The 14,430-nt window shown below is 47.7% G+C and carries 11 protein-coding genes; 8 read left to right on the plus strand and 3 right to left on the minus strand.

Annotated elements, in window-relative coordinates; genetic code table 11:
- Positions 1-236 precede the first annotated feature (236 nt).
- Both ABN764_RS21000 and ABN764_RS21005 read right to left on the minus strand, forming a co-directional pair.
- Entirely contained in the window at positions 237-1,397 is a 1,161-nt protein-coding gene (locus ABN764_RS21000; protein ID WP_446673009.1) for an RsiV family protein, read from the minus strand.
- Positions 1,398-1,686: 289 nt separating this feature from the next.
- Entirely contained in the window at positions 1,687-1,842 is a 156-nt protein-coding gene (locus ABN764_RS21005) for a DUF1540 domain-containing protein (protein WP_005548696.1), read from the minus strand.
- Between the two features lie 151 nt (positions 1,843-1,993).
- On the opposite strand from ABN764_RS21005, the gene ABN764_RS21010 reads away from it, so the two are divergent.
- The 3 genes from ABN764_RS21010 to ABN764_RS21020 all read left to right on the plus strand — a co-directional run bounded on the left by ABN764_RS21010 (position 1,994) and on the right by ABN764_RS21020 (position 5,181).
- Positions 1,994-3,058 (plus strand): nucleoid-associated protein, encoded by a 1,065-nt coding sequence (locus ABN764_RS21010; RefSeq protein ID WP_021254464.1) that lies wholly within the window; start codon positions 1,994-1,996, stop codon positions 3,056-3,058.
- Positions 3,059-3,329: 271 nt separating this feature from the next.
- Entirely contained in the window at positions 3,330-4,754 is a 1,425-nt protein-coding gene (locus ABN764_RS21015; RefSeq protein ID WP_446673010.1) for an extracellular solute-binding protein, read from the plus strand.
- Positions 4,755-4,848: 94 nt separating this feature from the next.
- Entirely contained in the window at positions 4,849-5,181 is a 333-nt protein-coding gene (locus ABN764_RS21020; protein ID WP_021254466.1) for a hypothetical protein, read from the plus strand.
- Between the two features lie 101 nt (positions 5,182-5,282).
- On the opposite strand, the gene ABN764_RS21025 is transcribed toward ABN764_RS21020, so the two are convergent.
- The gene (locus ABN764_RS21025) at positions 5,283-5,720 is read right to left on the minus strand and encodes a GNAT family N-acetyltransferase (RefSeq protein ID WP_021254467.1); all 438 of its coding nucleotides are present in this window, start codon (positions 5,718-5,720) and stop codon (positions 5,283-5,285) included.
- 306 nt (positions 5,721-6,026) lie between these two features.
- Between ABN764_RS21025 and ABN764_RS21030 the strand changes: the two genes are divergently transcribed.
- The 5 genes from ABN764_RS21030 (at position 6,027) to ABN764_RS21050 (ending at position 14,429) form a co-directional block, all read left to right on the plus strand.
- Positions 6,027-7,436: an ABC transporter substrate-binding protein gene (locus ABN764_RS21030; protein WP_446673011.1), complete on the plus strand. Its 1,410-nt coding sequence runs from the start codon at positions 6,027-6,029 to the stop codon at positions 7,434-7,436.
- Positions 7,437-7,524: 88 nt separating this feature from the next.
- Positions 7,525-10,443, plus strand: coding sequence for an extracellular solute-binding protein (locus ABN764_RS21035; protein ID WP_446673012.1), 2,919 nt, complete (start codon positions 7,525-7,527; stop codon positions 10,441-10,443).
- Positions 10,444-10,509: 66 nt separating this feature from the next.
- Positions 10,510-11,409, plus strand: coding sequence for a carbohydrate ABC transporter permease (locus ABN764_RS21040; RefSeq protein WP_227774342.1), 900 nt, complete (start codon positions 10,510-10,512; stop codon positions 11,407-11,409).
- Position 11,410: 1 nt separating this feature from the next.
- A complete protein-coding gene (locus tag ABN764_RS21045) occupies positions 11,411-12,301 on the plus strand; it encodes a carbohydrate ABC transporter permease (protein ID WP_021254471.1) in 891 nt (296 codons plus the stop codon).
- A 16-nt stretch (positions 12,302-12,317) separates the two neighbouring features.
- Positions 12,318-14,429: a YIP1 family protein gene (locus tag ABN764_RS21050; RefSeq protein WP_446673013.1), complete on the plus strand. Its 2,112-nt coding sequence runs from the start codon at positions 12,318-12,320 to the stop codon at positions 14,427-14,429.
- Position 14,430: the final 1 nt, after the last annotated feature.

Genomic DNA, 14,430 nt, shown 5'->3' on the forward strand with positions numbered 1-14,430 from the left:
TAAGAAGTCATAGGTATATTATAAAGGGTTCAGTCTCATTCATGCGGAAGAAAAAAATGACATTCGAGGTCGGAGAATAGACAATAGCCTGTAAGCAATCAGGTACGTATGCCGTATACAAAGAAAAGGACTGACACAAGGAATGCCAGTCCAACAAAATTTGCGGTTAGAGTATGCTTATTGCTGCTTGTTCGTGTGCTCGATTGGTTGCGTCGTTATGCCTTCTTAAGCTCTCATTAAGCCTTCAGTGCTTGCTTGAAAGAGTCAGAAAGCTTCGATTGAATCGCAGAAAGCTGGATTTTGAAGCTTTGCGATCCATCTGCTCCAGGAGCAATTTCATAACGGTCAAATGTCAGCACGAGGTACCCGTTCGATACATAGAAGTTTTGTGTTTCTTTAATTTGCTCGAAATTAAAATCGTCTTTGTTTTTCTTCAGAGCAATTTGATTGCGAACGATATTGCCAAGCAGGGCTTTATAATCGGTATCCTTGTTGAACAGATCGCCAAGCTGCAGGGCGTGCGCATTCTCTTCATTCAGGAAGGTATATGTGTCCGTACGGCTGGTGCCGTTAGCCTCTGCGCTCGTGATTTTGTACGTGTCGGCAATCAGGGACATGACATTTCCGCTCTTTACAAAGCGGAAATCAGAATTCAACACAGCCGGTTCGAAGGAAGCCTTTTGTTTTTTCGCAGCTTCAGCGGCTTTTTTGGAAGCTTCATAGACTTCAGCTTTTTCCTTCATCGCATGACGCATCAAAATATCATTTAGCTGCTCCTCGTATTTGCTGTCTTTCAAGCCCGATAGAACAGGTACACTCATATTGACATGCACAAATTTATTTGTGACTTTAATCGGTTGCTTCGCTGCCTTTGGTGTTGGAATTGCGGATATGTACATTTCGGACAATTTGCCAAAGCCTTGCAGATCAAAGAGTACGCCGTTCGTTTTCCAATTTGCCGCATAATCGGAAGGTGCCGATTTATCCAAAACTGGCTCAGATGCTTTGCCCAGCTCTTTGGAAATTTGCGGAGTCAATTGTTTTGCCATCTCATTGTCAAATACGAGCGTAACTTGGAACACTTTTTGGTTATCGTCCAGCATGTACTGAGCAGTAATCGGCTGTTTCAAGTTGAACCATTTTTCTTTGTACTCGATCATCGTAGCTTTTTTGCCTGTATATTCGATTTTCCCTTTGCCTTTGCTTTGCTGCAATTGTTTCAAGGTAAGACCAAGACCAACTTTGTTTGTTGTATATGTATTGTTTAATGGAGTCGCTGTTGTTTGAGTAGGAGTGACTGCTTTGCTTGCAACGGGGGCCGCGTAAGCTGCTGTGCCCATGTTTGCGATCATTGTGCAGGAGAGTGCAAGTGTAACAACTGTCTTTTTTGTGTTCATTGATGTTTCAATCCCTTCGTGTGTACGATCTTCTGTGATGACTGCTCTATTAGTATAGACCTTTGTGAGAGCGAAGACTTTACAGCAGAATAACAATTACGTGGGAAAAAGAAACAAACTATTCATTGAAAGCGCCTTATGTATGACGATGTATTCATGATTAATGAACAACGTAGGGAATAGGGGGATTGTGTATAGATGTGTATAAACGCATCCATAGTTGAGAATAATTATCACTGTGAGTGATTCGTGCGTAAGCAAGGGCGGCGTGTCGGCCGCCCCATTCTCCTTACAGCTTTGGTTCGAATGTTTTGCAGTCCGTGTCACCGGAATCGCCAGCTTGCTTGCCACGATTGTTCACCACATAGATAGAAGTTGCAGCGCATTTGTTGCCTGCTGCCCAGTACTTGCAGGAGTTTACTTCACATAGTACGTCTTTAGCCATGGTTGATTCACCTCCTCTCCTTACTAACTTCGCCAGCGGGCACCTCTTTTTATACATCTAGGAGAAGTTTCTATCATTTTGTAGTTTCCGAATCCTATCCTTTTTCGTTACAATAGAGGAATGTGACTTCGAGAAGAGGAGTGGGAATTACATGATCGATCTATCCAAGGTAGACATTCACCAGATGGTGATTCATAAGGTGGGCAACCAATCCAAAGATGAAGGAGTTCGTGTATCGAACGAACTGTACCATATACCGAATGACGACGTACGCGAGACGCTGCTTAAATATTTTATCTCCAGCTTTAAGTTTGACATGCATTATACGTTCCATCATGAAGCTGAGTTACCTTTAAATGAAATGTATACCTATGCGAGCCGTACATTCCAGCAGGCGGGCTCGTTCCATGAACAGTCGGTTCATATGCTGAATCATTTGTATGAGCAATCCTCGCATCCGCAAATTAAGGCTGGCGAACTGTACGTTGTGCACCTAAACAATATTTTGTACAACAATTTCAGTATTGATGCGATCGGGATCTTTAAGTCCGAAAATAAGGATGTATATATGCGAATTGATGAGCTAGCATCCGATGACTTGGGACTCCAGGTGGAGCAGGGCATTAATATTCGCAAACTCGACAAGGGCTGCATTATTTTGAACGTGTATGCGGACTCTGGTTACGTATTGGGCATCGTTGACACGTCAGCGGGCAAAGGCGGAGAGGCAGCACAGTATTGGATGGAGGACTTCCTCAATGTGAAGCTGCTTGAGGATGAGCATTATTTAACGGACAAGGCAATCGATATGTGCACGCAATTCTATGAAGATGTCATCGTTCCGGCTGCGGAAGAGCGCCCTGAGAAGAAGGACAAGCTGATGTTCATTAATAGTACGATGGAGTACTTTGCGAAGCATGAGCAATTCGAAGAGGAAGCATTCGCGGAAGAGGTTATCGGGCAACCTGAGCTTGTACCGTTGTTCAAGGCATATAAGGAAACATTTGAGGAGGCCAATGAGCTGCCTCCGATTACGGAAATTCCAATTTCGCAGCCTGCATTGAAGAAGGCCAAGCGCTCTCATAAGAACAATATCCGTACAGACACGGGGATCGATATGAAGCTCAAGCCAGAGAGCTTTCCTTTCATTGAAAAGGGTTATGATGAAGAGCGTGGCATGCACTATTACAAAGTATTCTTTAACGAAGAAGAATAGAGTGAGGGATTCATTCCACTACATCCATACCAGAATTGGTATGGATTTTTGTTTGATTGCATGGATATTTGTAGTTTTAGAACAAAAAGCCGAATTTATTGCAATATATTTAAAATGTTAATTTCACAGATTGAATATAATGTAACTCTAGGAAGCAGCAGAAATCGCAATTCAAAACAATAGGTACGAATGTAGTATCAAGTCATGTCATCGATGATTTTTTCCTTGAAGGCAGACAGGAAGGGGAAGAATAAGAGGAGGGCTTGAGTTTATGAGAAAATTGAAAACGCTGTCAATTATGCTGGTCACGCTATCGATGCTGCTCTTATCTGCGTGCGGCGGAGCGGGAGGAACAACAGAAGGAGCGAAGCAGCCGGAGAAGCAGGAGGCGCAGAGCCAAGGGAATGAGGAGAAGAAAGGGGAGACAAAGAAGAAAGAGACACCAGCCGTTCAAGAGCCAGAGAAGAAAGAGCTCCCTGCATTTGATATGGGCGGTGAACCCGTCAAATTTATGGCTTGGGGTGGCTTGCCGAAGGAAGGCGAATCCAATGCGGGCGATGAGCGCCTGAAGCGAATGAAGGAGATGGAGAAGAAATACAACACAAAGATTGATTGGATCGTTGTTCCATGGGGCGAGGGTCAGAGCAAAATTGCTGCTGGCGCATTGTCTGGTGAGGCTCCGGCAGATTTCGTGCTGATGAACATGTACTTGGCCTTCCCAAGCTTAGCGGAAAAAGGGTACTTGCGTACAGTCGATGATGTATTCAACTTCGATGATCCGAAGTGGCCGTCCTCGCTGCGCAGCTCTGGCGCTTATAAGGATAAAGTATATGGAGTTGTCGAGAACATTGATTCCGGTGCCGGGATGTATTATAACCGAACGATGCTGAAGAAGCTTGGTCTGACCGATCCTCATGAACTCGTGAAGAAGGATGAATGGAACTGGGATCATTTTAAGGAAATGGCCAAAAAGGCGACACAGGATTTAAATGGCGACGGAAAAATCGATCAATGGGGAATCGTATCATATGCACCAATTTTCGCCCGTCAGGCCATCTATTCGAATAACGGCAGCATTGTGGAGACGAAGGACGACAAGCTTACTTTTACAATGGGTGAGCCAAATGCGATGGAAGCGCTGCGTTTCGTTTATGATTTATTTGCAACAGACAAGGTTATTATGCCCAACAAAAACGGCAGCATGGCAGACTATGAGGATACCCAGGCGATGTTCAATACAGGCAAGGCGCTATTCGTGACCGGAGAAATTTGGGAGGCATGGGGCCGCAAAGAAATGGCCGATGAATTTGGCTATGTATATTTCCCGAAAGGTCCGAAAGGAACTGATTACACAAGTCCAAACCCGGGCATGGCGATGTGGTTCATGCCGGCGAATGTGAAGAAGGCGAAGGAAAAAGCGCAAATTTATGAAGATTGGATTTTGTGGGATAAATTGAAGGACAACCAAAGAGAAAGTAACGAGTCGGTGTTCCAGACACCTGAGGATGTGGATGTTGCTATGGATATCCCTACGAAAAATATTACACTCTATCATGATGGCATTGGTGATGTAGGGAAAATGTACAATGAAGCCATCGTGTCATTTACGAAAGGGAAAGATACGCCTGAATCGGCAGTGGAGAAAATGAAAAAGCCCGCGCAAAATATTATTGATTCCGTGGTAAATACGAAGTGAAGTGACACAGATTCATAGATTCAAGGCCAATATCCAATCCATATGTTCGTAACGGACATACCATGTAGGGTACACCGGTGAAGGAGGGAGTATTATGCGTGGTGTGACGAAAGAACAGGCTAGAAGCTTAATCGGCCAGAAAATCTATGTGAAGCATAAAGACGGGAGCGTCGTAAGCGGCAAGCTGCTTGAGGTGAAGGGCAACCGGCTTGTGCTGGAACAAGGCAAAGGGAAAAAAGTAAAGACGAAAGCGATTATCCCGCTTGTTTTATTTGACTTGCTGGCAATCGGCACGGCGCCTTTTGCATTTGGCGGCTATGGTGGCTATGGAGGCGGATATCCGTATAGTGGCGGCTACGGATATTCCGGGTACGGAGGACCAGGGTCATATGGCGGATTTTATGGAGGATATGGATACTATAGATAACATGCGGACATAAGGAAGATCTGCAAATAGAAGAGCGTAGTTACCTGCTAAGCAGAGAAGAGTCGACAGTGAGCCCGGGCAAATGCCCGGGCTACTCGCTCTTACAATTTCTTTCCCATCTCATGGCACACCACGGCGGGAACAAAGCGAATGAACCGATACCCTCTGCGTTCATAGAATCGTTCTGCCTGGACATTACCGTAATCGACCATCATGCGTGCTTGGGCACAGCGCTTGTATTTCCCGTATTGCTCAGCCTTTCTCATTAGTTGCCTTCCGATGCCTCGATGCTGCGAATCTTGAGCAACGGCCAGCATATCGATAATGAGTGTACCTTCTCTTACATATACATGAACAAATCCTATCGCTCGATTATGACGATCAACGGCGACATACGTTGGCCCTACCTTCAACCGTTCAGGAATTTCCTTCAATAATTGCTCATGGCTCGCAATCAGATGGGAGTGTGGGAGCAGCTCCCGCTTCACAAGCTGTATAATTGCTTCATCGTCCAGTGCAGGCCGTCGAAGTCGGATCATAGGCATTCCCTCTGTTCCGTTTGTTTTTCTTAGTTTATGACTTTCATGATCGAGCGGTGATCATCGATTATTTTTTCATGAGATTTCGGAAAAAAAGCCGACTACTGTGAACTATAGTCAAAATGCTTCCAGAGATAAAAGCATATAATGTGAATAACCTTAAGGGGGATACATCCAAAATTTATAGACATTATGGATGATCATTCTAAATAGAGAGAAGCTGTTGGGGATGAATCGAGGCTAGCGGTTATTGTCTATCGCTATCTAGCAGATGAATAGGGTTCATAATAAGCAGGGGGGATACCAATGAAACCTAAAATGAAAGCGTTCGCAATTATGCTTGTTGCACTAACGATGCTACTCGTCACCGCATGCTCGGGCTCTGGGGGGAATACAGCTCAATCGCCGCAGGAACAGTCCAAAACAGAGGTTCCGAAGGAAGAACCAAAAAAAGAGGAACCAAAGGAAGAACCCAAGTCAGAGAAAAAGGAGCTGCCCGCGTTTGATATGGGTGGAGAGCCAGTGCGATTCCTGACATGGGGCAAAGGGCTAGAGGAAGGCAAATCAAATGCTGAAGATATTCGCTATAAGCGGATGAAAGAAATAGAGAAGAAATACAATACGAAAATTGAATGGATTACCGTGCCGTGGGGCGAAGGAGCAGAGAAGATTGCACAAGGCGCACTATCGGGAGAAGCGCCGGCGGACTTTGTTATCCTCGATTTATATTTGGCATTTCCTAACTTGCCGAACAAAGGCTATTTGCTGCCGGTAGACGATTTATTCGACTATAACGATCCGAAATGGCCGAAGCGAATTAAGGAGTTCTCCTCGTTTGCAGGAAAATCCTACGGGATCTTAGAAGATTCGGGAGCAGGAGCAGGCATATTCTTCAATCGCTCCATGCTGAAGCGCGAAGGTCTGGAAGATCCGCAAGAGCTTGCGAAGAAGGGCGAGTGGACATGGGATAAATATTTGGAAATGGCCAAGAAAGCAACGAAGGATACGAATGGAGACGGTGCAACCGATCAATGGGGAATTGTATCCTACGCGCCGGTGCAAGCCCGTCAAGCGGTGTACTCGAATGCAGGAAGCATTATTGATTACAAGGACGGCAAGCTGCAATTTACACTCGGTGAGCCGAACGCAATGGAAGCGCTCCGATTCCTAGGCGATTTATACACGACACACAAGGTGGCAATGCCGAACCGCAATGGCAACTTCGAAGATTACAACGAATCGCAGAAAGTGTTCAACAGCGGGAAAGCGCTATTCGTGCCGGGAGAGATCTGGGAAGGTTCTACACGCCAAGATATGACGGATGAATATGGATTCGTATATTATCCGAAAGGGCCGAAGGCAACCGATTATGCAAACCCGATTACAAACTTCACGATGTGGTTCATGCCGGCTAACGTGAAGAAGGCCGAAGAGAAGGCGCAAATCTTTGAAGACATGGTGCCATGGGATCAATTAGAAGAATTCCGGATGGAGGGCTTCGAGAGTTCGCTGCAAAGCCCAGAGGATGTGGAGATTGCTCAGGCGCTGGCAGAGAAGGTTCAACCACTCTATTACGACAATATCGGCGACCTTGGCAAGAAATACACCGAAGCGGTTCTAGCTTTTGTCAAAGGAAAGGATACACCGGAATCCGCTATTGAGAAGATAAAGAAATCGTCCCAAGAGCAGATTGATACCATAATGAACAAAAAATAGTTGTGCGGTTATTCATCCCCCGCTGCCTCACAGCGGGGGTTTTATGTTGGTAGCGTTAGAAGATTGGAGAGAGAAAGGAGAGACCGTCGTGGTCAAACACATGGACTCAACATGGAAGCGGCGAATCAGCATGATGCTGGGAGTCGCAGTTGCCGCAGGGGCCATTTGGACAGGAGCAGCCCTGTTCTCGAATGACTCGCGGAGCTCAACAATTGAACCAGCGTTAGCAAGCGGTGCAGTAAAGCGGCTAAGTGCTTCTTCGGACTCCAATCCGAAAGGGCTGCTTCGTTATGAGTCGTACCAGAAGAAAGTGGGGAATCCATCTGCAATCGCATCGCAGCCGATTCAACTCTTAGCGAGCGAATTGGATCATTCGCTAAGCGAGGGAAGTCCTATCGAGTCGTCGTACGAGGGCTCAACAGGACAAGTGATTCGTAGTGGGGAGATGGGGACGTTCGGCTGGACGTTTCATGTGGAGGAAGAAGGATGGTACGATGTGAAGCTTCGTTATTTTCCTGAGAGTGGAACAGGTTCCCCAATCGAGAGAGAGCTGCGGGTGGACGGAAATATTCCATTTGCAGAAGCGGAACGGATGCTGTATCCGCGGATTTGGGGCAATGAGAGAGAGGATATCGAACGTGACAGCAACGATAACGATATAAGACCGCGTCAAGTCGAACAGCCTGGTTGGACGGAACGAAGCTTGAATGACGCAGAGGGATACTATGCCGATACACTTGCCATTTATTTGGCGAAGGGGGCGCATTCGCTTCAATTTATCGGAATAAGAGAACCGATGATGGTAGAGCGCGTGACATTGGAACCGCGTGTAGCCAAGTCATATGCAGACATAGAGAAGGAGTATGCAGAGAAAGGCTATCAACAGGCAGACGATGCACTGATTAAAGTACAAGGAGAGTCAGCTTCCCATAAGTCTAGCCCATCGCTATATCCGATTAACGATCGCTCCGGCCCGGATGTAGAGCCCTACGATGCATCCCGCATTCGCATGAATGCCATTGGAGGCGACCATTGGAAGGCACCCGGGCAATGGATCGCATGGAACGTAGAGGTGCCTACGGATGGACTATATGAGATTGGATTCAAATACAAGCAGGATTTAGCTCGCGGCCTTAAGGTGACACGCAAGCTGATGGTTGATGGCGAGCTTCCATTTGCCGAAGCGGCTAAGATTACGTTTCCACCGAGCACTTCATGGGATGTGAAGGCAGCTGCTGATGAGCGCACAGGGAAGCCCTATTTGTTCTATCTGACGAAGGGTAAGCATGAGCTGCGGCTGGAAGTAACGATGGGCGATCTCGCAGATATGGTTCGCATCGTGAAGGATAGCATTCAAGAGCTGAACGGATTGTATCGCAAAATTATTATGATTACGGGCACTGCTCCAGATCAATTCCGCGATTACCCGCTTGAGGATTTGATCCCGACGATGGCGGATACGTTCCATGCGCAGAGCAAGCAATTATCGCTTGTTGCAGATGAGATGGATCGTCTAGCAGGGGGAGCTAGTGTAAATGCAACTGTGCTTCGAACGACAAGCTATCGCTTGCAGGATCTCGGCGAGCATCCAGATACGATTACATCCCGGCTGACCAGCTTCAAGGATGGCATCATGTCGCTAGGAACGTGGATGCTTAGTGTGAACACGCAGCCGCTAACGCTTGATTATCTGTTTGTAAGCTCGCCGAAGACGGCATTGCCTGAAGCGGGAGCGGGATTGTGGGCATCCGTGAAGCATGAATTATCGTCATTCTGGTATTCCTTCACCGATGATTACAATCTGGGAGGCGGCGGGAAGAAGACGGACATTACGGTATGGGTAGCTGGCGGACGCGATCAGGCACAGTTGATCCGGATCTTAATTGACAGTTATTTCACGCCGGAGACCGGCATTCAAGTTGACCTGCAGCTTGTCGGGGAAAATGTGCTGCTTCCTGCAACGCTTGCTGGAAAAGGACCGGATGTGGCGATTGCAACTGGCAACGTGGTTGACTTCGCGATGCGCAATGCGCTAGAGGATTTGAGCCAATATCCGAATTTCCAAGAGGTATATGGACGATTCCATGACAGTGCATTTGCGAGCTTCAAGTTCAAGGACGGTGTATTTGCCATTCCGGAAACGCAGTTGTTCCCGATGCTGTTCTATCGCAAGGATGTACTTAGCGAGCTGGGCATGAAGGTGCCGGATACGTGGGAAGAAATGATGTCGCTCGTGCCGGAGCTGCAGAAGCGAAATATGCAAATCGGACTAATGCCGAATCCGACCTTCGATACACTCCTCTATCAATTGGGCGGCAGCTATTACGAAGGTGATGGCATTGCAACTGCGATTGGCAAGCCGGAAGGAATGGAGGCATTCCGTCACTGGACAGAGCTGTATACCCATTACAAGCTGCCGCGCGAATTCGAGTTTGTGAATCGCTTCCGAACGGGCGAGATACCGCTTGGCATTGCAGACTACACGACATTCAATACCTTAGCTGTATTTGCTCCCGAGATTCGTGGGGAATGGGGGTTCGCTCCAATTCCGGGTGTGAAGGGAACAGACGACGTTGTACATCGGGAAAGTCTGTCGTCAGCAACGGGCTCTGTCATGTTCAAGAAGGCCAAGAATAAAGAAGCGGCTTGGAAGTTCATGAGCTGGTGGACGAATGCGGATACGCAATCCTCCTTCGGAAGAGAGATGGAGTCTATACTCGGTGAATCTGGCCGATATACGGCGGCTAATGTTGAGGCGTTGAAGCGGCTGCCATGGTCTGCGAAGGAAGTGGCGACACTGAATGAGCAGTGGAAATGGATTGTTGGGAAGCCTGCGGTTCCGGGTTCTTACTCCTTCGATCGCCACTTGCAGAATGCATTCTTCGAGGTATTCAATAACGGAACGGATGTACGTGAGACGCTAGAAGAATATGTACGCATTATTAATCAGGAATTGACCATTAAGCGCAAAGAATTCAATTTGCCAATCCGAGAGGGGGAGCAATAGCCGATGGAAGTGAATCGACCTGTTCCAGCATCTGCGAAGTCGGTGCAGCCTGCCTCTAAGCTGCGAATGCGCCTGAATCATAAATTGGCAGAGGTGCGGCGCAATCGAACATTATATGCAATGATCGCGCCGTATTTCCTCATTTTCTTTACTTTTACGGTCTTGCCGGTAGTGTTGTCGCTCATTATTAGCTTTACCAATTTCAACATGCTGGAACTTCCGAAATGGGTAGGCTGGCAAAACTATGCTCGGTTGTTCGTACAGGATGATGTGTTCCTCATTGCCCTGAAAAATACGCTGATGTTCGCAGTAATCACTGGCCCAGTCAGTTATATTGCCTGCTTTGTACTGGCTTGGATTATCAATGAATTGTCGCCGAAGGTGCGTACATTCGCGACCCTCGTGTTCTATGCTCCAGCGCTATCCGGCAATGCGTTCATCGTCTGGACACTGTTGTTCAGCGGCGATGCTTACGGGTATATCAACGCTTTCCTCATGAAGTGGCGCATCATTCTGGAGCCGATTCTCTGGCTGAAGGATACGAAGTATATTATGCCGATCATTATTATCGTACAGCTATGGTTAAGCTTAGGCACCAGCTTCCTAGCCTTCATTGCAGGCTTGCAGGGTATGGATAAGAGCTTATATGAAGCGGGAGCTATCGATGGGGTGAAGAATCGATGGCAGGAGCTATGGTACATTACACTGCCTTCCATGAGACCTCAGCTGCTGTTCGGTGCAGTCATCCAGATTACTTCATCATTCGCTGTGGCAGAAGTGGCGACGACGCTCGCCGGATTCCCAAGCGTGCAGTATGCAGGGCATACGATTGTAACTCACTTAATGGACTTCGGATCGCTGCGCTATGAGATGGGCTATGCCTCCTCCATTGCCACGGTACTGTTCGGGATTATGCTTGGCTCGAACTTGATTGTGCAGAAGCTGCTGCGGAAGGTGGGGGATTAAGATGGGACGTATATTTCGATGGAGACTGCGTATCGGACGCAAGGTGAATCGTTCTCGTACCGGTGATGTGTTTCTGTTCTTATTCTTGAGCTGCATCGGTGTTTTTATGGCGATGCCGCTTGTGTTCGTCATCAATAATGCGTTCAAGCCAATCAATGAAATTTTGCAATTTCCACCTAACTTCTTTGTTCGCAACCCTACGTTCAATAACTTCGCGGATTTATTTCATCTCATGTCGGGCACATGGGTGCCCTTTTCCAGATACATTTTCAATACGCTGTTCATCGCATTTGTCGGTACTGCGCTTCATGTCATTATTGCCTCACTGGCGGCATACCCGCTTGCGAAGAAGAAGTTCCCCGGAAAGGGGATTCTGTTCACGGTTGTCGTCTTGTCCTTGATGTTCTCTGCGACCGTAACGCAAATTACGAACTACATGACGATGTCATGGCTTGGTTTGGTTGATACGTATTGGGCCATTATTTTGCCGGCGGTTGGCTCCTCGCTCGGCTTGTACTTAATGAAGCAGTTCATGGAGCAGGTGCCGGATGCGCTGCTGGAAGCAGCTCAGCTGGACGGATGCTCGGAGTGGAGAATCTTCTGGAGCATTGTCATGCCAATCGTGAAGCCGGCATGGCTGACTTTGATTATTTTCTCATTCCAAGGATTGTGGAATGTAGGGGGAGCCGGCGGGGCCGGTTCACTGTTCCTGTACAGTGAGACGCTCAAGACATTGGATTATGCATTCAGCCAAATCTTAGCGGGAGGCATTATCCGTACAGGGCCATCAATGGCAGCAACGCTCATTCTCATCTCTGTTCCAATCTCGATCTTCATCATTACACAGAGCAATGTGCTGCAGACGATGTCGACGTCCGGCATGAAAGAGTAAGCCAAGGAGGGAGCGTATGTTATTATATCAACCCAACCAAACATTGCCGTTCCGCCTTGCTCAGGCGGGATATCGAATCGTGCTTGCCTTCGTCATCTGCGCCATGCTGGGAATTTCTCTGTTCGATGCCATAGCATCTGCGGCTCCCTATGAAGGCTATAACTATGGATATGACGGCAAGCCGATCAAGGCGCCGCTTCCATATGAACCGTCGCGGAGCTGGACGGGTGAAGCGCTTGGCGTTGGCGCATTGAATTCGCCGGAGGATATGACTATTGGCCCTGATGGGACGATGTATGTTCTCGATACAGGGAATAACCGATTGATCGCGTTGAGCGATAAGCTGAAGCCCAAGTGGGTTGTAAGCAAGTTTACAAACCAGGGGACAACGGATACGTTCGAACGCCCGCAAGGCCTCTTCGTGACGGAAGACAATCGCATCTATGTGGCGGATACCGGCAAGGCGAGAATCGTGGAGCTGACACCAGAGGGGAATTTCGTACGTGCGCTGGGAACGCCGAAGTCGGACATGATACGGGCGGATCTGCAATATGTTCCGATTAAGCTGGTCGTTGACCGAACGAAACGATTTTATGTCGTGAGCAAGGGCGTATTTGACGGCATTATGGAATTGTCGCCTGAAGGGGAATTCAATGGGTTTATTGGCGTGAACCCAGTTCTGTATAACCCGATCGAGCTGTTCTGGAAGCAGTTTGCGACGAAGGAGCAGCGCAAGCAGATGGCACTGTTCATCCCAGTCGAGTTCAATAATATATCACTGGATGATGAAGGCTTCATGTACGTAACCACTGCCGATGAGATGTCTACCGAGCCCGTTCGCCGCCTGAACCCTTCTGGGGTGGATGTATTGAAGCGCAAGGGCTACGAAAAGCCGATGGGGGATCTGTACTTCAGCAACAGCGCCACAATGGGCGGATTCTCCACTTTAATTGCGGTTACTGCTGATAAGTTTGGCATGTATAGTGTGCTCGATAATAAGCGCGGCCGCATTTTTACGTATGACAAGGAAGGCAAGCTGCTGTACATCTTCGGGCAGAATGGCGATAAGTTTGGCCAATTCAAGGCTCCAATTGACTTGGAGATGTCAGGGGATAAGGTGCTTATTCTTGATAAAGGATCGAATCAGATTATTGTGTTCGAGCCAACTCGTTATGGACGCGTACTGCGCAAGGCGGTTGAATTGACGGAGGTTGGCAATGAGGAAGAAGCCGAGGCCGCGTGGGAAGAAGCATTGAAGCTGAACAATAACTTGGATATGGCGCATGTTGGCCTTGGCAAGGCAAAGCTGCGGGCTGGCGAATCTGAGGAGGCCATCCATGAATTCCGCCAGGGGATGCGCCCAGACTATTACTCGCGTGCATTCAAGAGTTATCGCAAGCAGTTGATCTGGGATCAATTCGGACTCATCGCAACCTTGTGCATTGTGCTCGTTGTTGGCCTGATCATTGGGAAGCGGATGTTGAAGGGCAGACTTGCTTCTGAACCAGGTAAGATTCGATTTGCTTGGAAGCTAATGTTCAGGCCATTCAAGTCCTTCTGGGAATTGAAATATGAACAGGCAGGTCATTGGGGCTTTTCCCTGCTCTTGCTTCTCATCTTCATCATTTTATCGGTTATTAAGCGGCAATTTACCGGGTTTATTATTTTTCAGAGCTTGGAGACACAGTTCAGTATATGGATGGAAGTCCAGGTTGCCGTCATTCCATTCTTCCTCTGGTGTATTGCGAATTGGTCATTGACTACGTTAATGGATGGAGAGGGCAAGTTCAAGGAGATTGTAACAGCAACGGGCTACGCGCTTATGCCGTTAATTGTCATGCAAATTCCACTATTGATTCTATCCAACATCATGACGCAAGAGGAAACCTCGTTCTACTACTTGCTAGAATCGATCAGCTATATATGGTGCGCCCTGCTCTTGTTCGTCGGCATGCTGACAGTGCATCAATATACGGCATCGAAGACAGTTGTCACGATGGGCCTGACCTTCGTCGTTATCGGGATCATCCTGTTCCTCGGTCTGTTAGCATTCAGCTTGGGGCAGCAAATGATAATGTTCGTATCCACCGTATATCAAGAAATCTCATTCCGGATCGGAGAGGGGTGAC

The organism is Paenibacillus wuxiensis, assembly GCF_040195695.1.
Lineage (GTDB): Bacteria > Bacillota > Bacilli > Paenibacillales > Paenibacillaceae > Paenibacillus_B > Paenibacillus_B suaedae.

What these genes read in the sequence shown, in the direction of transcription:
- ABN764_RS21000 (WP_446673009.1), bottom strand. Translation starts at nt 1,397, where the DNA reads ATGAACACAAAAAAGACAGTTGTTACACTTGCACTCTCCTGCACAATG.
- ABN764_RS21005 (WP_005548696.1), bottom strand. Translation starts at nt 1,842, where the DNA reads ATGGCTAAAGACGTACTATGTGAAGTAAACTCCTGCAAGTACTGGGCA.
- ABN764_RS21010 (WP_021254464.1), top strand. Translation starts at nt 1,994, where the DNA reads ATGATCGATCTATCCAAGGTAGACATTCACCAGATGGTGATTCATAAG.
- ABN764_RS21015 (WP_446673010.1), top strand. Translation starts at nt 3,330, where the DNA reads ATGAGAAAATTGAAAACGCTGTCAATTATGCTGGTCACGCTATCGATG.
- ABN764_RS21020 (WP_021254466.1), top strand. Translation starts at nt 4,849, where the DNA reads ATGCGTGGTGTGACGAAAGAACAGGCTAGAAGCTTAATCGGCCAGAAA.
- ABN764_RS21025 (WP_021254467.1), bottom strand. Translation starts at nt 5,720, where the DNA reads ATGATCCGACTTCGACGGCCTGCACTGGACGATGAAGCAATTATACAG.
- ABN764_RS21030 (WP_446673011.1), top strand. Translation starts at nt 6,027, where the DNA reads ATGAAACCTAAAATGAAAGCGTTCGCAATTATGCTTGTTGCACTAACG.
- ABN764_RS21040 (WP_227774342.1), top strand. Translation starts at nt 10,510, where the DNA reads ATGCGCCTGAATCATAAATTGGCAGAGGTGCGGCGCAATCGAACATTA.
- ABN764_RS21045 (WP_021254471.1), top strand. Translation starts at nt 11,411, where the DNA reads ATGGGACGTATATTTCGATGGAGACTGCGTATCGGACGCAAGGTGAAT.
- ABN764_RS21050 (WP_446673013.1), top strand. Translation starts at nt 12,318, where the DNA reads ATGTTATTATATCAACCCAACCAAACATTGCCGTTCCGCCTTGCTCAG.